Source organism: Thermogemmatispora onikobensis (genome assembly GCF_001748285.1).
Classification (GTDB): Bacteria; Chloroflexota; Ktedonobacteria; order Ktedonobacterales; family Ktedonobacteraceae; genus Thermogemmatispora; species Thermogemmatispora onikobensis.
Genome location: NZ_BDGT01000006.1, coordinates 145,365 through 163,399, shown reverse-complemented (window position 1 = coordinate 163,399; position 18,035 = coordinate 145,365). Strand labels below are relative to the sequence as shown.

14 protein-coding genes are annotated in these 18,035 nt (G+C 61.9%); 9 read left to right on the top strand and 5 right to left on the bottom strand.

Going from position 1 to position 18,035, the window contains the following annotated elements; genetic code table 11:
• Nucleotides 1-5: 5 nt before the first annotated feature.
• From BGC09_RS04560 to BGC09_RS04550, 3 genes are read left to right on the top strand one after another with little or no spacing between them, the layout of a single operon-like run.
• Complete coding sequence (locus BGC09_RS04560) at nucleotides 6-911, top strand: carbohydrate ABC transporter permease (RefSeq protein ID WP_084657938.1); 906 nt, start codon at nucleotides 6-8, stop codon at nucleotides 909-911.
• Nucleotides 912-934: 23 nt separating this feature from the next.
• Entirely contained in the window at nucleotides 935-1,681 is a 747-nt protein-coding gene (locus BGC09_RS04555; protein WP_069802540.1) for a transaldolase family protein, read from the top strand.
• On the top strand, nucleotides 1,678-4,191 hold the full coding sequence (locus tag BGC09_RS04550) for a glycoside hydrolase family 31 protein (RefSeq protein WP_069802538.1): 2,514 nt from the start codon (nucleotides 1,678-1,680) through the stop codon (nucleotides 4,189-4,191). Before BGC09_RS04555 ends, BGC09_RS04550 begins: the two co-directional genes overlap by 4 nt.
• A 407-nt stretch (nucleotides 4,192-4,598) precedes the next feature.
• Here the strand turns inward: BGC09_RS04550 and BGC09_RS04545 are convergent, their stop codons facing one another.
• The 5 genes from BGC09_RS04545 to BGC09_RS04525 all read right to left on the bottom strand — a co-directional run bounded on the left by BGC09_RS04545 (nucleotide 4,599) and on the right by BGC09_RS04525 (nucleotide 10,038).
• On the bottom strand, nucleotides 4,599-5,540 hold the full coding sequence (locus BGC09_RS04545) for a class I SAM-dependent methyltransferase (protein ID WP_069802536.1): 942 nt from the start codon (nucleotides 5,538-5,540) through the stop codon (nucleotides 4,599-4,601).
• A gap of 12 nt (nucleotides 5,541-5,552) precedes the next feature.
• A complete protein-coding gene (locus tag BGC09_RS04540; protein WP_069802534.1) occupies nucleotides 5,553-6,494 on the bottom strand; it encodes a class I SAM-dependent methyltransferase in 942 nt (313 codons plus the stop codon).
• Nucleotides 6,495-6,627: 133 nt separating this feature from the next.
• On the bottom strand, nucleotides 6,628-7,569 hold the full coding sequence (locus BGC09_RS04535; RefSeq protein ID WP_069802531.1) for a class I SAM-dependent methyltransferase: 942 nt from the start codon (nucleotides 7,567-7,569) through the stop codon (nucleotides 6,628-6,630).
• Between the two features lie 580 nt (nucleotides 7,570-8,149).
• Complete coding sequence (gene merA / locus BGC09_RS04530) at nucleotides 8,150-9,610, bottom strand: mercury(II) reductase (RefSeq protein ID WP_084657937.1); 1,461 nt, start codon at nucleotides 9,608-9,610, stop codon at nucleotides 8,150-8,152.
• A 35-nt stretch (nucleotides 9,611-9,645) separates the two neighbouring features.
• Nucleotides 9,646-10,038 carry a hypothetical protein gene (locus BGC09_RS04525; protein ID WP_141727639.1) on the bottom strand — a complete coding sequence of 131 codons (393 nt, stop codon included), beginning with the start codon at nucleotides 10,036-10,038 and terminating at the stop codon, nucleotides 9,646-9,648.
• 1,111 nt (nucleotides 10,039-11,149) lie between these two features.
• Between BGC09_RS04525 and BGC09_RS04520 the strand changes: the two genes are divergently transcribed.
• From BGC09_RS04520 to BGC09_RS04495, 6 genes are all read left to right on the top strand, one after another.
• A complete protein-coding gene (locus BGC09_RS04520; protein WP_218103960.1) occupies nucleotides 11,150-11,359 on the top strand; it encodes a thiomuracin/GE37468 family thiazolyl RiPP peptide in 210 nt (69 codons plus the stop codon).
• 144 nt (nucleotides 11,360-11,503) lie between these two features.
• Nucleotides 11,504-11,704, top strand: coding sequence for a thiomuracin/GE37468 family thiazolyl RiPP peptide (locus tag BGC09_RS22065; protein ID WP_084657936.1), 201 nt, complete (start codon nucleotides 11,504-11,506; stop codon nucleotides 11,702-11,704).
• Nucleotides 11,705-11,801: 97 nt separating this feature from the next.
• Nucleotides 11,802-11,999: a thiomuracin/GE37468 family thiazolyl RiPP peptide gene (locus BGC09_RS23450; protein WP_069802525.1), complete on the top strand. Its 198-nt coding sequence runs from the start codon at nucleotides 11,802-11,804 to the stop codon at nucleotides 11,997-11,999.
• Between the two features lie 180 nt (nucleotides 12,000-12,179).
• Nucleotides 12,180-14,363, top strand: coding sequence for a TOMM precursor leader peptide-binding protein (locus BGC09_RS04505; protein WP_069802523.1), 2,184 nt, complete (start codon nucleotides 12,180-12,182; stop codon nucleotides 14,361-14,363).
• Nucleotides 14,353-16,392 carry a TOMM precursor leader peptide-binding protein gene (locus BGC09_RS04500; RefSeq protein ID WP_069802521.1) on the top strand — a complete coding sequence of 680 codons (2,040 nt, stop codon included), beginning with the start codon at nucleotides 14,353-14,355 and terminating at the stop codon, nucleotides 16,390-16,392. Before BGC09_RS04505 ends, BGC09_RS04500 begins: the two co-directional genes overlap by 11 nt.
• 19 nt (nucleotides 16,393-16,411) lie before the next feature.
• Complete coding sequence (locus tag BGC09_RS04495; protein WP_069802520.1) at nucleotides 16,412-18,031, top strand: SagB family peptide dehydrogenase; 1,620 nt, start codon at nucleotides 16,412-16,414, stop codon at nucleotides 18,029-18,031.
• Nucleotides 18,032-18,035: the final 4 nt, after the last annotated feature.

Here is an 18,035-nt window from a genome sequence, read left to right as displayed (position 1 = left end):
CGAGCATGGCACTGGCTCCTCTGCCTACGACGACAGCCAGGGGAAGAGGGTTCGCGCGCCCAACGACGCGGCCTCGGGGTCCGCGGCTGGGACTACTCACCCGGCGGACGCTGCTCTACCTTGCACTGGCGGTGATCGTCGTCGTGCAGTTTCTGCCGTTGATTTGGGCGTTGCTGACTTCGTCGATGACCCCCCAGGAGACTACGGCTGTGCCCGCCCCTCTCTGGCCTGCTCATCCAACGCTGAGCAGCTACAGGGAGGCTCTTCAGGGGGATATCGGGCGCTACTACCTGAACAGCATCATTGCCTCGCTGGCTTCGACCCTGGTGACTATGTTGCTGGCCACACTGGCCGCTTATGCCTTTGCCCGCCTGCGCTTTCGCTGGAAGCGGCTGGCGCTGCTTTTCGTTGTTTCGCTCTCTCTCTTTCCACCGTTCTCTCAGGTCATTCCTCTCTACCTGATTCTGCAAAGCTTGCATCTCATCGGCACCCTCCTGGCCTTGATCATCCCGTATTCGGTCTTTGGCTTGCCGATGGCTATCCTGATTCTGATGGCTTTTTTACAGGAGGTGCCTTTCGAATATGAGGAGGCGGCGGCCCTCGATGGCATGAGCCGTCTCGGGGCTTTTGTGCGCATCGTGCTGCCTATGATCATCCCCGGACTGTTCACGACAGCGGTGATTGTCTTTGTCGGAGACTGGAATGAATATCTGTTCGCGCTGAACTATACGACGACGGCAACGTACACGCTGCCTGTGGGGGTCGTGATCCTGAGCCAGACGGAATTTACAACAAACTTTGGTGTGCTCTCGGCGGCGATGGTGATGTCGGTGGTGCCCCTGGTTGCGCTCATCTTGTTGCTGGAGCGGCGCATTGTCTCGGGCCTGACCGCCGGCGGTTTGAAAGGTTAAGGAAGGAAGGAGGTTGCGCGCTAATGGAATTCTATCTTGATACGGCGCAGTTCGATGAGGTGCGCGCGGCTGCTGCCTGGGGGGTGTTGCGCGGTGTGACGACTAATCCCAGCCACATGGCGCGCGCCGGCGTGCGCGAGAGCGAGATGCGCCGCCATGTGCAAGAGCTGTGCTGGATCGCCGATGTGCCAATCAGCGTTGAGGTGGTGGCACTCGATGCCGAGGGGATGGTAGCCCAGGGATTGGACTTTGCGACGTGGTCGCCCCATGTGGTGGTGAAGCTGCCGACAACCCCAGAGGGGCTGAAGGCGATGGCTCGCTTGAGTCGGAGCGAGGTCTCGGCCTCTTGCCAGGGCTGTGCCCACTTGACTGACTGCCCGATCCGCGCCCGCTTCGCTCAGGAGCAGCGACTGACCCGTCGACCAGAGATCAATGCGACGCTGATTTTTACGGTCAATCAGGCCCTGTTAGCCCTGGCGGCGGGCGCGAGCTATGTGAGTCCTTTTGTCGGTCGCCTCGACGCTGTTGGCGAGGATGGGGTGGCTCTGGTGGCCGATCTGGCCCAGACGTTGCGTGTCCAGCAGCAACCAGGGAAGATTATCGCGGCGGCCTTGCGCCATCCCGTGCATGTGACGGCGGTCGCCAGGGCTGGCGCCCATATTGCGACGATGGCCTACGCTATTCTGGCACAGTTGATTGAGCACCCGCTGACGACGGCGGGCCTTGAGGCGTTCTTGCAGGACTATCGGCGCAGTCAGGAGGAGCAATGAGCGGGGCTGATCAGGTCGTGACCGGCGACAGGCCGGTCATGGTGACGCAGGGCTTTTATCTGAGGCGTTTGGCCCAGGTCACGCTTATTCCGGGAGGGGTGCGGGCCGAGGTGGCACTGGTCCCGTTTCGGACGTTTGGTGCTCCGCTCCGTCCTGTGGTGGTGAGCGCCGAGCCGCTGGCTCAACAGATGACGACGACAGGGGTGCCTAATCGCCCGGCAGAGGCCGGGAACCTGGCAGGGACCGGAGGCGAGGCCAAGGCCAGCGCCCAGGACGCACTTCTGGCGGCTGAGGCTCAGTTGAGGTTAGAGCTACAGGTGCTGGCTCCTCGCATTGTGCGCCTACGGTTGGGAACGCCCGAGACCCTGCGGCAGGTGCAGACCTCGGAGATGCTGGCGCCCGGCGCCCTGGAAGAGGTGCTGGCCGCAACCTACGGTTCTCAGCCGCCATTCCCTGCTCTTGAGGAGACGGCAACAGGGGTCCGCGTGACTCTAGAAGGAATCAAGGTTACGCTAGAGCGCGACCCTTTCGCCCTTCAAATTAGCAGCGACGCTGCTCCCGAGGTCGCCTGGCGTACAGCGCTGGATGACCGCAATGTGCATGGCCTCCTCTGTACGCCACCGCCGGGTCTGCAGACGACCCCAGGAGAGCAGGCCGCCGCCTACTGGTCGTGGGCAATCGATCCCGCTGAGCATTTCTATGGCCTGGGCGAGCGCTTCGCACGCCTGGATCATCGCGGCACGGTGGTCCACCTCTTCAATATTGATGCCTGGGGAACAACGACCGAAGGGTCGTATAAGAATGTGCCTTTTCTGCTGTCGTCGCGCGGCTACGGCCTCTTCATGCACACAGCTGCTCCTGTGACGCTGGCCTTGGGAACGCCTTCGGCCCGCGCTGCGCTAGTGTGCAGCGCGGAGCCAGCACTCGATCTGTTTCTGTTCTTTGGACGGGAAGCGCGTGAGGTGCTGGAAGAGTATACGCGCGTGACTGGACGGGCGACCCTGCCTCCACGTTGGGCCTTCGGCGTCTGGCTTTCGCGCTGCCGCTACCAGAGCCGGGCGGAGGTGGAGGAGGTTGCCACCCGAGCCAGGGCCGAGGGTGTGCCTTGTGACGTGCTGCATATTGATCCAGCCTGGCTGGCTCACCCTAACCTCTCCTGTGATTTCACGGTCAACGAGGAGGCTTTCCCAGATCTGCCCGGCCTCATCCGCGAGCTGGGTGAGCGTGGCTTTAAGGTCTCGCTCTGGGAACTGCCGTATATTTCCGAGCAGGCGCCACGCTATGAGGAGGCGGCCAGGGCAGGCTACTTCTTGCGCGACGAGCAGGGCGAGCCGATCGGGGCCGATTTTGGGGGGCCGCCGCCCGATGGTCGCAAGCGCGCGATTGTCGATTTTACTAATCCAGCGGCGCGCGCCTGGTGGCAGGACCTGCATCGTCCGCTGCTACGGGCTGGAGTAGCGGTTTTCAAGACGGACTTCGGCGAGGGGGTACCGCTGGAGGCGCAGGCTGCCAATGGGATGCGCGGCCATGAGCTGCGCAATCTGTATCCGCTGCTCTACAACGCTGCCGTCCATGAGGTGATCACTCAGGAGACGGGACGCCCCGGTCTCGTTTGGGGGCGCTCCGGCTGGGCGGGCACACAGCGCTATCCAGCCCAATGGGGCGGTGATCCCAAAACCGATGTGGTGGCAATGGCCTGCTCTTTGCGCGGCGGTTTGAATCTGGCCCTGAGTGCTCCAGGCCTCTGGGCCCATGACATCGGGGGTTTTTATGGTCCACCACCGTCGCCGGAGCTGTATATTCGCTGGGCCCAATTTGGCCTTTTCTCGCCGCTGGCGCGGGCACATGGGACCACGCCACGGGAACCCTGGGCCTTCGGCGAGGAGGCCCTGGCCATCTTCCGCCGCTACGCTCGGCTGCGCCTGCGTCTCAATCCCTATCTGTATAGCCTGGCCTGGGAAGCCCATGCCCGCGGCCTGCCGATGCTGCGTCCGCTGCTGTTGGAGTTCCCCGAGGACCCGCTGGCCGCCATGATCGATGATGTCTACTTGCTCGGCCCGGCTTTGCTGGTGGCACCAGTCTTTAGTGAGGCCCGTGAACCGGTGGCCCGCCGCCTCTATCTTCCCGCCGGCGAGTGGATCGATTTCTGGAGCGACGAGCGCCTGGAGGGTGGACGCTATGTGACGCGCCTGGCTCCGTTGGAGATCTTGCCTGTCTATGTGCGCGCTGGTAGCGTACTGCCACTCGGACCGGAGCGGGCTTTCTTGAAGGAGGAAGCCCCCGACGAGGTGACGCTGGAGGTCTATCCTGGCGCTCCAGGTCGTGGGCGCATTGTCTGGGATGCCAGTGGTGCAGCTACGGAATGGCAGCTGTTGCCTACCGCAGCAGACGGCTGGCAGCTGCAGATTACAGGCAAACGCCAGATAGACTGGTCGGTACGCTGGCATACAGCCAGAGGCACAGTGACGCAGGCAGTGGGCTACATGGCGAGTGCCGTGGTCTCTCTGTAACGGGGCAGAGACCAGAGATGGGAGAGTGAGCGATGCCGATTGATCTCTGGCAGTCAGGCTGGCCCATACCCCTATAGGAAATATCGCGAGGGGCGTAGCCAGATTGCCAGCGCGCTATTCCCCACCATTGGCGCAGAAGATGGGGACAAAAAAGGACGGCCTTGTCGCTCTCTACCTTCTTGTCCAGTGTAGCCTGCCTGCTCCTATCAGGCCACCCGTCCGGAATATACAGCGATAACAGAGTAGCTGAAACGCGAGAGAGGCAGAAGGTAAGAGAGCATGCCCAGGCACGTCCAGAGGGGACAGTGCCGGCCATGCTCTTTTGCCTGCGTTCTCAGTCAGGCGCTGTTGACCAGGGTCGAGACGCCTGAGCCAGAGAGGAAGGAAGCCAGACTACGCCCGGCAGATTAGCCAGCGAGCGGCTTCTGTCCGTAGACAGTCATAAAATAGCCGCGTGTCTGCAGCGCGTTCCACTCGTGATTAACCTGTTCAATAATATCGAGGACCTCCTGCTCTGAACGGCCAAAGCGCACGGCGATCGGCCCACTCACCGCTTTGGCCCCCTCTTTAAAGTCCAGGGCCATCAGCGAACCCAGGCGCCCGCCCCAGTCGCCAACCGGGACCTCCAGGGGACGGCGCTGGATGTTGATCAGACCTGCCTCTGCTAGATAGCGCTCCAGCGAGCGCATCACCACGCCCTCGGTATCCAGCCCACGCAGCGCCGCCAGTTGTCCCATCCAGTCGAGCAGCTGCTGCATCGCCGGCCCGCAGGTTCCCCAGTCGCCTGAGCTGATGCTTGTCTCAAGCAGCTCAACCCAGCCTCCCGGAGCCGTCACTCGCGCCAGCTCCTGCACCACCCCCGGCCAGGCCGCCAGCGGAATGGCTAGGATCAGCAAGCGCTGATGCACAAAATCAAACGTGTTCTCCTCAAACGGTAGACCCTGCAGCACATCCCCCCGGACAAAGCGATAGTTCGAGGGCATGCGACTCGTGCTCTTGGCCTGCTCCACATCCACCCCGATCACCTCCGCTTGTGGAAATTGCTGCGCCAGCTCTATGGCCCATCGCCCGGTCCCACAGCCCACATCGAGAATGCGCCTCGGCTGCCCAATCGGTGCCAGGTAGTTCCCTCGCAGCGCGGCACGCAAGACATAGTGCTGGAAATCGAGTCGATTGACTTCGCCGAGATCTTTCGGTAACAAGTAGGGCTGCTCCTGCAAGTAGCGGCGCCGGCCCTGCAAGCGCGGCAAGGCTACCTCCCCCAGACGCCAACCCGTTCCGCTGGCCTGTCCTGTCGCTCCCGTCGACAGCGTGCTCCCACCCCGTCGACGGAAAAACCACCAGGGCATCTACTCCTCCTTTCAGCGCGCTGGCGGCTTCTGCCCACAGGCAACCTTGGAGTGTCCACAGGTCTGCAGCGCGTTCCACTCGTGATTAACCTGTTCAATAATATCGAGGACCTCCTGCTCTGAACGGCCAAAGCGCACGGCGATCGGCCCACTCACCGCTTTGGCCCCCTCTTTAAAGTCCAGGGCCACCAGCGAACCCAGACGCCCGCCCCAGTCGCCCATCGGCCCTTCAAGAGGATAGCTCTGAATATTGACCAGGCCGGCCTCCGCCAGATAGCGTTCGAGCGAATGCATCACCACCCCCTCGGCATCCAGCCCACGCAGCGCCGCCAGCTGCCCCATCCAGTCGAGCAGTTGACGCATTGTTGGCCCACAGGGCACAAAATCGTCCGGGCTGATACTTGTCTCAAGCAGCTCAACCCAGCCACCAGGAGCCGTCACCCGCGCCAGCTCCTGCACCACCCCCGGCCAGGCCGCCAGCGGAATCGCCAGCAGCAGCAAGCGCTGATGCACAAAATCAAACGTGTTCTCCTCAAACGGCAGACCCTGCAGCACATCCCCCCGGACAAAGCGATAGTTCGAGGGCATGCGACTCGTACTCTTGGCCTGCTCCACATCCACCCCGATCACCTCCGCTTGTGGAAATTGCTGCGCCAGCTCTATGGCCCACCGTCCCGTCCCACAGCCCACATCGAGAATGCGCCTCGGCTGCCCAATCGGTGCCAGGTAGTTCCCTCGCAGCGCGGCGCGTAACATGTAGTGCTGGAAATCGAGCCGATTGACCTCGCCGAGGTCCTTGGGTAACAAGTAGGGCTGTTCCTGCAAGTAGCGGCGCCGGCCCTGCAAGCGGGGCAAGGCTACCTCCCCCAGACGCCAACCTGCTCCGCTGCCCTGTCCTGTCGCTCCTGTCGACAGCGTGCTTCCACCCCGCCGACGGAAAAACCACCAGGGCATCTACTCCTCCTTTCCTCTCTCCTCTTTACGTCGTCTGTCGGCCTTCTCGGCCTACTCAGACCGCATTTTCTTGCGTGTCCAGAGTCCCCCGCGGTAACCTGAAGTCAGGTGAGACCTGCGTCTAACGCTCTCCTTAGCTATTAGTCGGCTTCTGCCCGTAAGCAATCATGCCAAAGCCACGAGTTTGTAAAGTATCCCATTCGTCTCTAGCCTTTTCGATAATTTTGAGAACCTCCTGCTCTGAGCACCCAAAACGCGCGGCCACTGGTGCACTAATGGCTTTGGCCCCCTCTTTAAAGTCCAGGGCCATCAGCGAACCCAGGCGCCCGCCCCAGTCGCCGATTGGCCATCCAAGGAAGTGGCGCTGGATGTTGATCAGACCTGCCTCTGCTAGATAGCGCTCCAGCGAGCGCATCACCACGCCCTCGGCATCCAGCCCACGCAGCGCCGCCAGTTGTCCCATCCAGTCGAGCAGCTGCTGCGTCGCCGGCCCGCAGGGCACAAAATCGTTCGGGCTGATTCCCCCCTCCGTCAGCTCAACCCAGCCTCCCGGAGCCGTCACTCGCGCCAGCTCCTGCACTACCCCTGGCCAGGCCGCCAGCGGAATCGCCAGCAGCAGCAAGCGCTGATGCACAAAATCAAACGTGTTCTCCTCAAACGGTAGACCCTGCAGCACATCCCCCCGGACAAAGCGATAGTTCGAGGGCATGCGACTCGTACTCTTGGCCTGCTCCACGTCCACCCCGATCACCTCCGCTTGTGGAAATTGCTGCGCCAGCTCTATGGCCCACCGTCCCGTCCCACAGCCCACATCGAGAATGCGTCTCGGCTGCCCAATCGGTGCCAGGTAGTTCCCTCGCAGCGCGGCACGCAACATATAGTGCTGGAAATCGAGCCGATTGACCTCGCCGAGGTCCTTGGGTAACAAGTAGGGCTGCTCCTGCAAGTAGCGGCGCCGGCCCTGCAAGCGGGGCAAGGCTACCTCCCCCAGACGCCAACCCTTTCCACCAGTGCGTCCTGTCACGTCTGTCGACAGCGCACTTCCACCCCGCCGACGGAAAAACCACCAGGGCATCTACTCCTCCTTTCTTCTCTCCTCGTCATATCACCCATGCTGCTATCATCCGGTGCCGTATTCCTGGGAAGGCAAAAAGATCTTGAATCATTTCCCAAGTCCTATCAGCTGTAGCACATGAAGGTAGATAGTTCAGTGAAGAGTGTAAATAAGGAGATGTGTATCTGTCAATGCAGCTAGCAAGGAATAAGCGCAGACCTATTAATTTTTATCAATTTTTTATGGGGAGAAGGGATAGAAGAGAGGTCCTTCCATATCAGAGCTGGTCGGGAAGATCGCTCGCTTTATCTCGCGCAGAGACAAAGATGCCTCAGCAGTGTCTTTATGAGATACTGTATCCTCTTTGAGGAACTACCCAAGGTGTGGGTAATGAAAGAGTCGCGAGAAGGAGGCCGAGGACCTGGGCGGCCTTACAGGAACACAGTGGCGTGGCGCAGCAACAGGCTAGCTCACACTGGCTGCGCTGAGCACACTGATGGTCGTGGGAAGCCATGTGCTCCTGGACGCGCTGGCCTCACGAGCGAGGTATAGCAGGGGACAAGACCGGGCCAACGGAACGGCCAGCCTTCCCCGGCTGCGCCTAGCTGGCGCAACAACTGAGCAGACGCACGTCCCGCGTGAAGGAGAGCGCCACCAGCTTCAGCGCCTCCGCCATCGCCGGATAGACATGGATCAGCTCGGTAAAATCCTCCAACGTGGCACCAAAGCGCAGCGCCATCGCCGCCTCGTGGATCACTTCCCCCGCACTCTCCCCTAGCAGCGATACCCCCAGCACGCGCCGGCTGGCCCGCTCCACGACCATCTTGACCAGCCCCTGCGTTCGATGGATCGCTCCCGCTCGCGGCACCAGGCTCAGCGGCAGCACCCGGCAGGCACAAGCCAGCCCCTCCTCCTGCGCCTGCGCATCAGTCAAGCCGACCATCGCCAGCGGCGGATCAGTAAAGATGCAACGTGGAATCACCCGGTGGTCAACGGCGCGCGGTGGCTCCCCGGAGAGGGCATTGTGCGCAGCAAGCCTGCCATCAGCGGCTCCCACCGGCGTGGCAAACTGATTGCCCCAGGCCCTCCCAATGACATCACCGGCAGCCCAGATGTGCGGCACGCTCGTCCGCAGTGTCCGGTCGACCCATACCGCTCCATCGGCCTTCAGCGCCACCCCGGCCCGCTCCAGTCCCAGCCCCTCCGTATTGGGACGCCGCCCCGTCGCCACCAGCAGCTGCTCGGCCTCCAGCGTCTCCAGCTGCCCACCCTGCTGGAAGGTGACGGCCACACCCCTCCCCGCTGGCGCCACTCCCTGCACCTGGACCTGCGTGAGTAGCTGCACCCCCTCCGCTCGCAGCAGCTCGGCCAGCGCCTGCGCCAGCTCCGGCTCCACACCCGGCAGCAGCTGCTCACCCCGCGTCAGCAGGGTCACCTGGGTTCCCAGCCGGACGAAAAGCTGGCCCAGCTCCAGGGCAATCGCCCCACCACCCAGGATCACGAGCGAGCGTGGCTGCTGCCGCAGTGACGTCTGCCAGGGATCATCGGCGCCGCTGAGCAGATCGCTGGTCAGAAATGGAACCTGCTCTAAGCCAGGCAGCGCGGGCACCACGGGACGCGAGCCGGTGGCGATCAGCAGCTGCCTGCCACGCAGGTGTTCCGTGCCGCCAGGACCGGTCACCGCCACCTCGTGCGGCGAGAGCAGCTGCGCTCGCCCCTGCACCAGGCCCAGACCACCAACCTCGCGCAGCAGGCGCTCATAGCGCTCCCAGCGATACGCCTGGACCAGGGCATCTTTCTGCTCCAGCAGCTCGGCCCAACTGGCCGGCATCTGCACGGGGGTCAGGCCCGGATAGCGCGGGTGAGCCGCCTCGTAGACCAGACGCGCCGCCTCGATCAGGTTCTTGGAGGGCAGACATCCCCGATTAGCACAGGTCCCCCCGACAGCGCGCACCTCGGTCAACAGGACGGTTTTACCCAGGTCCGCGGCATGCAGCGCCGCGGCAAAGGCAGTTGAACCGCTGCCCAGGATCAAGAGATCTGGCTCGCTCACAGTCATCATGGCCTGGGATGTTTCCTTTCCTCTGCTGACAGCAATCAGCGACGAACGCAGCACGCCGCGCCCGTCACCGGTAACGACTCCAGCCGCCACGGCCCAGCCCCCTCGGACAGGCAGACCGGGCAGACCTCCAGTAAAACCTTTGGTGAAGCTCCTGACGGCGAGGCAGCGCTGGCATATCCATGTCGCTTCTCTCCCACAAGCCACAACCAGCCTCCCACTGCCAGTGCCGCCAGACAATAGAGAGTGGCCAGGGCCAGGATCAGAGACCGCTGCTGCTGCAGGACCACGCCCAGAGCCGTCCCCCCCAGCACAGGGGCCAGCAGGGGTAGTATGATCAGCAGATGACAGGGACAGGCCAGACCCCCCGTGACGCTCAAGAGCGCTCCAGCCCAATGACGAAACAAGGCTGCTTCTGTGCTTCTCCTCATGGTTCTTGCTCCCGCTGAGCAGCCTGCCGTTCTCTGATGGTGGGCCAGGGATCAGCTGCTGGCTGACCCTGGCAAACAAGCGCCAGCCGGATCGCCCTGGGAGCGAACAGCATTCGGCTGTTCAGGATACTCAAATATCCGTTTATACTGATATCTGAATCGTAAGCTGTTGGGCCTTTCCTGTCAAGGGGTCCACCGAGGAGAGATAACGGCTCCAGTCCGCCTCTTCGGGAGCACCAGACTGTGTAGGATCGGGGGAATAGGCATGGCCAGTCTTCGCGGTCTTTCATGTTTATCAAATAGAAGATGCTTCACCTTACCCCCGGGCTAGGCTGGCAAAACCTCTAAGTAGGCTACTGAACGTCTTCTTGGTCTCTTTCCCTCTCCAGGCTCCCTATGCCACTTGACACTAACTCCACTATAATGGTATATTCGAAGCGTGAGCATGCATAGCCACCATCTCGACGGGAGTCACAGAGATGGAGATCGACAGCCAGGTGAACCTGGCGTAGACGAGATCGCCCGGCTCCCGCGTCTGAAAGCAAACGTCAACCCACCCGCTCCTTCCTGGGGGGGAAGGCACAGGGTGGAACACAAAAGAGTTCGTCATGCTCGCGCCCAATACCTCAGACCATAGTCAGGTAGATCACTCTCAGGCAGGCTCAGTCATGCTGGATGGCAGGCTGGGTGACAGGAAATAAATCGAGAGAAAGAAGCGCTTCGATCTTCGGGTCTGAGCCGTGCTACAAGGCTGATCTACCATGCCAGAAGACAGCTCACTCAAGAGCAACGCTGCTCGGTAATTGGATGTGAAGGAGCATCGATCTAGCATCACCAAGGTGTATTACAGGAGTGAGTGCCTTTCCAGTCTGGCTGACTGCCAGCGCCGGCTCCGCAAGATCGAATACACTAGAGGTCGCGCCTACCACCTCGTTAGAGGCATGCCACTCCTCTCTACCTTCACGCATCCGAGCCCGGGCACCTAAACTACGGGCATGAGGTGATACTGCCCTCTTCGGCCCTGTCGTGTATCGCTTGCCGAGCGCGCTAGAGGGACAGTATTGCCTTCACATAGCAGCAAAAAAAGTACTTCAAGAGAAAGGAGCCAAAATTGAAAGAACTGCACGGCGAACTCGCTCAGCTTGAACTCGATGGCCTCACCCTCGACGATCTGGAGATCGAGGACCTGAAGCTCTCTCCCGAAGGTGGCCTGGAGCTGCTCACCACGGGTCACGGCATGGTAGAGATCGGCGCCTCCTCTGGCCAGGCCGCCTGCTGCAGCTGCTGCCTCGTCTGCTGCTGTTGTCCCTGTTTAGGCTAAGGCATACAGCCTTATAGGATAGCAAGCGCCGGTCGAGAAACAGATCGGCCTCCCGTGCGGGTTAGAGACAAGGAACACACAGGGCAAGTATTGCCTCATGTCACAGACGCCTACCTATCTACATGATGTACAAGGAGGTTACTCATGCAAGATTTGCACGGCGAACTCGCTCAGCTTGAACTCGATGGCCTTGCCCTCGACGAGCTGGAGATCGAGGACCTGAAGCTCTCCCCCGAAGGTGGCCTGGAGCTGCTCACCACGGGCCACGGTATGGTAGAGATCGGCGCCTCCTCTGGCCAGGCCGCCTGTTGTAGCTGCTGCCTCCTCTGCTGCTGCTGCTGGTAGGTATAGACTAGCCCTGGCCCTGGCATAGCTCACTGCCTCTCTACGCGCCGTCCGAAGCGATACACGACCTTCCCGCCGGGAGAAAGGAGATCATCACATGGAAGACCTGAGGCAAGAACTTTCTCACCTGAACCTGGACGAGCTACAACTGGACGACCTGAGCATTCAGCCACTCGAGGCAGATCACAGCGGGCTGGAAGCGCTCACGCTTGGCCACGGCATGATCGAGATAGGCGCCTCTATCCTGCCCACGGCATGCTGCAGCTGCTGTATCCCCTGCTGCTGCTGCTGCTAACGAGCTACAGGATAGAGATCCCAGGCGCCGCTAGAAGGAAACCACGGCGGCCCAATTCGGCCCATCCGAGGTGCAGCATAGTTGCCCATCGTTGCTGCGCCACTATGCCTGCACCTCTATGCTGCAAATCAGCCCACCGTTGTAGAGTATCTATGCGCACGCTGAGGGGAGAAACTGGCCATGCGCCCCAGGATGAGAGGCGATGTCTTCTATTTTCCTACCCCCGAAGGGGTCTACTTGCGCAACAATCAGGGCGCCTTCCACCTGAAAGGGAAAGGTCTTGCCCGGCTGCTCGACTTGCTTTTGCCCTATCTGGATGGTCAGCATACCCTGGAGGAGATCACTCAGCAGGCCCCAACAGAGCACCGCGCCTTGATCAACAGGCTCATCGAGGTGCTGACTACCCGCGGCTTCATCAAGGATCTGGCCCCCGACCTCCCCCACCAGCTGAGCCCGGCTGAACAGGCAACCTACGCCGCGGAGATCGCTTTCATCGAGGCTTTTCAGGATTCAAGCGCCTGGCGCTTTGAATGCTACCGCCGGAGCCGCGTGCTGCTGATCGGCTCCGGTCTGACGCTGCAGGCCCTCGTGCAGGCCGCTCTACAATGCGGCCTGGCAGACGTCCACGTCTTGATGACCAGCGAATGCCCGCTAGAGCACCAGCGCCTGCAGGACTACCTGGCCCTGCGCCATCAACGCGATCCGCGCCAGCAGCTGCACTTGCTCGAACCTCTTAACTGGGACGACGAGCAGGCCGTGATCCGTGCTCTCTCACCGTTTGAGGCCGTTCTGCATCTCTCCGATCGGCCTATGATGCGGCGCAGCGCCTTGCTCAACCGCCTCTGCTACCAACTTGGCAAGCTCTTCCTCACTGCAACGATCATTGACACCCAGGCCTGGCTGGGACCGCTGGTCTCCCCCCCTCAAGAGGGCCAGGAGATGGAGCACGGTTGTTGGGAATGCGCCTGGCTTCGCTTACAAGCCAATCTTTCTGCCGAGACGGTCGCCGCTCCCTACGACTTCGCCGACCATCCAGAGGCCGCGATAAGCTATGCTCTGGCCGCGCCAACCGCCGCCGTGGTCGCCAATACTCTTAACTTCGAACTATTTAAATATATTACTGAAGCAGGGCCGCAGGAGACGAGGGGTCACCTGCTGCTCATCGATCTGGAAACGCTCCAGAGCCAGCGCCATTCTTTCACTGCCGCTCCCCACTGTCGCAGCTGCCGTCAGTCTGCTCCGTTGACAGCCCAGCAATTCCGAGACCGGCTGGTAGAGCGCAGCACTGGAGCAGCACTCTCACAGGAGGACTTTTCTCGCAAGGCGGCTCATCTCTTCGATGAGAGGCTCGGACTTTTCAGTACGCTGGATGAACATAACTACACTCAAATTCCTTTAAATATAGCGTGCGTGGACCTGGGACGACCAGCGCCCCACCTGGCTCTCGCGGAGCCTTGGCGTGTGTTCGGTGTGGGCACCGATTTTGGCGCGGCCCGCCGGGCTGCTACGCTACGTGCTTGCGAATGCTACGCGGCCTGGTGCTATGATCCTCGTCGCAGCCTGAGCGGGAGCGCGCCGGAGCTGGCTGGGTCGGCGCGGGAATCGCTTATTTGCTATACTCGCAGCCTGGAGCCTGCGGCCTGTCCCGATCCGGAGGAAGACTATCTCTGGGCCTGGGAGCTGCCCGGTGAGCGGATCGCCCTGGTCCCGGCAGCAACCATCTTCGCGTTGTCCGCAGAGGAAAAGCTGCCCCGGCCACTGCCACGTGGGGTGGCCGCCGGTATGAGTTGGTCTGAGGCGCTCTGTCGTGCGCTCTTCACGCATGGGCTTGCAGCGCTTGAGCAGCGACTGGCGGCGGGTCGCGAACCTTTTCCTCGCGTCGCAGCCGGTGCCCTGGCTCTCTCTGAGGCAGCGCGACGCTATGAGCACCTGCTGACCCTCCAAGGCTTTGCTCTTACTGTCTATGATCTCTCGGTCCTGCTCGCTGACTGGGGACTGCTGGCCTTTGCTTTCTGTTGCAACGGGGAAACCTGGGCCTACACCTGTCATTTGCAGGCCCAGGCAGCCATTGAGGAGGGCCTGCTGCTCTGCCTCCAGCAGGCTCAAGCTCTTCATAACGGGGAGACTGACTACACGCTGCCGCCTGTCGTGCCCCTGCCGATAGCCCTGCGCGGCGCTGCCTCAATCGTTCCCCACTACCCGCTCACGGAATCGTGGGAGCAGATGCAGCAGGCGCTGCTCGCCGCTCTCCAGGCGCAGGGGCGGCGGGCGCTGATTGTGCCGCTCGATCACGATGCGGCGCTGAGCGCGGCGCTGCCCTATATCGTACGTGTTGTCCTGGGGAGGTCCGGCGATGACTGCTAGTGCGCAGGAAGTGCAATTCAGGCCGCTGCTGGGCCTGCTGGCCGAAGGCAGGCTGGGACAGACTGTTCGCGAGCGCCTGCGGGAGGAGTGGGGCGAGCCTGTGGAGGTGACGCGGGCCAATCTGCAGGCAGCGTCGGGGCCGGCCTGTACGCTGCTGCTGGTGATCAGCGAGCGCTGGCACGGGCTGTTGTTGCAGGAGGCCAATCGTTGGAGCCTGGCCAATGGGACGCCCTGGCTAGGGCTTTCGATCGAGCCGGGGTGCGCTGTGCTTGGCCCTTGTGTGTTGCCAGGACGCAGCGCCTGCGCCACCTGCGCTGAGCGCCGACGGGTCAATGCGCATAAACAGGCGGAAGAGTTTCAGGCGGAGCGCGCTTATCTGGCGCAGCAAGCGCGCTCAGAGCTGTCTCCAGACCCGGTCTCGGCTCAGGCCAGAGCCTGGCTGACTGCTTCTGCCCAGACCATCCTGTCACAGCTGGTTGCGCTGGAGGTCACTCGCTTTGGGCGCGACCCGGAGACAATGCTGACCTACAACGCCCTGCTCTATCTAGATCTGGCCACATTGAGTATCAGTCGCCACCCCTTCCTGCCTGAACCACATTGCCCTGACTGCGCGGCATTGCCAGCCGATAGCGCCGCCGCTGTCCAGGCCGCCATGACGCTGGTGGCGCGGCAGAAGCTCGCTCCCCAGACCTATCGCGTGCGCGATCTGCTCTCTCTCAAGGATCGGCTGCTGACGCGCTACGTCGACCCGGAGTGCGGCGTGATCCGTGGTCTGACCAAGGATACCAGTAACCTCTATGCGAATTTCGCCGCCCACATCCCCCTGCAGGAAGGAAGACGTCAGGAGGTCGGCTTTGGGAGGGCATTCAACTACGAACAGGGCCAGGTGGCGGCAATCGCCGAGGCCCTGGAGCGCTACGCCGGTATGCGACCGGGCGGCAAGCGCACCGCTGTGCGCGCGAGCCGACGTGAATTAGGCGAGGTGGCGATTGATCCGCGCACGTTGGGCTTGCACAGCGAGGCGCAATATAGTCTGCCCCACTTCCCCTATGTGCGCTATAGCGACGATCTTGTACTCAATTGGGTCTGGGGCTATTCCTTCGCCCGTCAGCAGCCGGTGCTGGTACCCGAATGCAACGTCTATTATGGTCTCCACCATTGGTCAGGTGAGAGACCCTATGTCTATGAGATCTCCAACGGCTGTGCGATCGGCAACTGTCTGGAGGAGGCTCTCCTGCACGGTATCTTAGAGATCGCCGAGCGCGACGCCTTCCTGCTGACCTGGTACGCGCGCCTGCCCATGCCGCGTATCGAGCTGCAGTCGGCGCGCGACCCGCTGATCAGGCTGATGTGCGAACGCCTCTATCATCTGACAGGCTATCGCGTGCATGCCTTCAACATCACCCTGCCGGAGCGCATCCCCTGCTTTTGGGTGATGGCCGTCGATGAGCAGCAGCGTCCGGACTATCCGCGCGTGCTCTGCGCCGCAGGCTCGCACCTGCTGCCGGAGAAGGCCCTCATCAATGCTTTGCAGGAGCTGGCGCCGATCGTCGGCAGCCATATCAGCCTCTACCGCCAGGAACGGGAGCGCGCTCGCAATATGCTGGCCGACTCCTCGCTCGTAATGCAGATGCGCGACCACGCTTTGCTCTATTGTCTGCCAGAGGCTTTCGAACGCCTGGCCTTCCTTTACGAGACACCATATCGGCAAACCTTTGCTGAGGCGTTCGATGGCGATGAGCCGCCTGCCCACACAGATCTGCGCGAGGATGTGCTTGACGTGATGGGGCGCTATCTGCGCAGCGGTATCGATGTAATTGCCGTTGATCAGACGACGCCCGAACTGGCACGAGAGGGTTTTTGTGCCGCGCGTGTCCTGATGCCAGGCATGCTGCCGATGACTTTCGGTCACCATGCTCGCCGCTGCTACGGCTTCAAGCGCCTCTATGAGCTGCCTTTTGAGCTGGGCTACGCAGCACGGCCTTTGACCGATGCCGACCTCAACCCCTATCCTCATCCATTTCCATGAGCGAGCGGAAGGAGCGCCTATGAGCAATCAAGATCGCGAGATCGGTCTGCGCTACCTGCAGGCTACCTACTATGGCCTGCCCGCCCTCTTTGCCGAGGGTCAGGGCGAGGAGGGCATGCCCGGCGAACCGCTGAAGTTTAAGATCCACCGCGGCGTCCCCCACTATCCGCTCAGTCAGTCTCTTCCGCTCTCCCTGGGCGAGCTACGAGGGGCCTTTGTCAGTCAGGCCCGGCCCAGCAGTAAGGAGGGGCCTCGCTCCCTGGATGAGCAGACGCTCTCCTGCCTGCTCTACTACAGCTATGGCTTCTCGCGCCACGATAGTGGCCTCGATGTGCGCTGGCCTTTCCATCGCCTGGTCGCCTCCGCTCGCTGCTTCTTTCCTGCAGAACTCTACACCTGGTTGCCAGCATCGGCCTCTATCCCGCCGGGCTTCTACCACTACGACAACCTGCATCACGGCCTGGCCGCGCTCAGACAGGGCGACTACCGCTCCGTGCTGAGCGCGGCTCTCGGCTGCGAGCTGGCCGACAGCCTGGGTGTGCTCTTCGTTAGCGCTTACTTTTGGAAGAACGCTTTTCGCTATCGCAACTTCTCTTATCGACTGTGCTCGCAGGAGGTGGGGATGGTGATCGGCAACATCTTGCTGGTCTGCGGCGCGCTGGGCCTTGCGGTCCAGGTCCACTACCAGTTTCTCGACCGCGTCCTGATCCGCCTGCTCGGCCTTGAGGAAGGTGAGGAGAGTCCTTTCGCCGCGCTGGTGCTCTATCCTGCCGACGGCGAGCGGCGGGCGGAGAAAAAGCTGCCCGCCCCTGCGGTCAGCGCCGAGGCCCTGCTGGCGGAGATCGAGGCCATCGCTCCAACCCATATCAAGTTGAGCGCACTCGACCGCGAGCGCTGTCAGAAGTTGCTGGAGATCGACCAGCACTCACGGCTGGAGAGCAGTGCCGAGCTGGCGCTTTCGCAGCCGCTCACAAGACCAGCCTGCGCAGAGACCTCCGTCCGGCTAGAGGCGCCAGCGCCCTGGCCGGAGGAGCTTGAGCTGGTGCAGGCCCTTTACCAGCGCAGCTCGGGTGACGTCTTTTTCCTTCCTCTGCACAAGCCTGTGAGCCAGGCCGCTTTCTGGGAGGTCGTGCGCTACAGTCTGGCCCCTTACGAGAGCGACCTCGGTGGCGCCGAGGCATCGCCCGCGTTGGCGCTTTTCATAGCCATCAACAATGTTGCCGGTATCCCCGCCGGGATCTACCGCTTCTGCCAGCACTGCAGCGCTCTGCATGTGATTGAGCAGAAGGAGGTGACTTCTCAGATCCAGGCTATTCACAGTACGCCCGCCGTTCACTGCGGCAGCGCTTCTTTTGTTGCCTATCCGGTTGCCAACTACGGCGCACTCAGCGCCACACTGGGAAACCGCGCCTACCGCATCATGAACATGGAGTGTGGCCTGGTGGCGCAGCGCCTCTCTGTTTTGAGCGCGGCCTTTGGCCTGGTGGCACGCTGTAGCGATAGCTATCATCTCGATCGCTGTGCACAGCTGCTGCACCTGAGTGAGCAGGTGGAGACGCCTTTGTTTCTGATCGCCTTTGGCTATGAGCGCCCTGGCGCGGGAGCCGGGGCACGCTATCGGCATAGCATTCGTCCCTGAAGAG

Excerpts from the sequence above, each read along its gene's own strand:
- BGC09_RS04560 (WP_084657938.1), top strand. The coding sequence starts at position 6 with ATGGCACTGGCTCCTCTGCCTACGACGACAGCCAGGGGAAGAGGGTTC.
- BGC09_RS04555 (WP_069802540.1), top strand. The coding sequence starts at position 935 with ATGGAATTCTATCTTGATACGGCGCAGTTCGATGAGGTGCGCGCGGCT.
- BGC09_RS04550 (WP_069802538.1), top strand. The coding sequence starts at position 1,678 with ATGAGCGGGGCTGATCAGGTCGTGACCGGCGACAGGCCGGTCATGGTG.
- BGC09_RS04545 (WP_069802536.1), bottom strand. The coding sequence starts at position 5,540 with ATGCCCTGGTGGTTTTTCCGTCGACGGGGTGGGAGCACGCTGTCGACG.
- BGC09_RS04540 (WP_069802534.1), bottom strand. The coding sequence starts at position 6,494 with ATGCCCTGGTGGTTTTTCCGTCGGCGGGGTGGAAGCACGCTGTCGACA.
- BGC09_RS04535 (WP_069802531.1), bottom strand. The coding sequence starts at position 7,569 with ATGCCCTGGTGGTTTTTCCGTCGGCGGGGTGGAAGTGCGCTGTCGACA.
- merA (WP_084657937.1), bottom strand. The coding sequence starts at position 9,610 with ATGATGACTGTGAGCGAGCCAGATCTCTTGATCCTGGGCAGCGGTTCA.
- BGC09_RS04525 (WP_141727639.1), bottom strand. The coding sequence starts at position 10,038 with ATGAGGAGAAGCACAGAAGCAGCCTTGTTTCGTCATTGGGCTGGAGCG.
- BGC09_RS22065 (WP_084657936.1), top strand. The coding sequence starts at position 11,504 with ATGCAAGATTTGCACGGCGAACTCGCTCAGCTTGAACTCGATGGCCTT.
- BGC09_RS23450 (WP_069802525.1), top strand. The coding sequence starts at position 11,802 with ATGGAAGACCTGAGGCAAGAACTTTCTCACCTGAACCTGGACGAGCTA.
- BGC09_RS04505 (WP_069802523.1), top strand. The coding sequence starts at position 12,180 with ATGCGCCCCAGGATGAGAGGCGATGTCTTCTATTTTCCTACCCCCGAA.
- BGC09_RS04500 (WP_069802521.1), top strand. The coding sequence starts at position 14,353 with ATGACTGCTAGTGCGCAGGAAGTGCAATTCAGGCCGCTGCTGGGCCTG.
- BGC09_RS04495 (WP_069802520.1), top strand. The coding sequence starts at position 16,412 with ATGAGCAATCAAGATCGCGAGATCGGTCTGCGCTACCTGCAGGCTACC.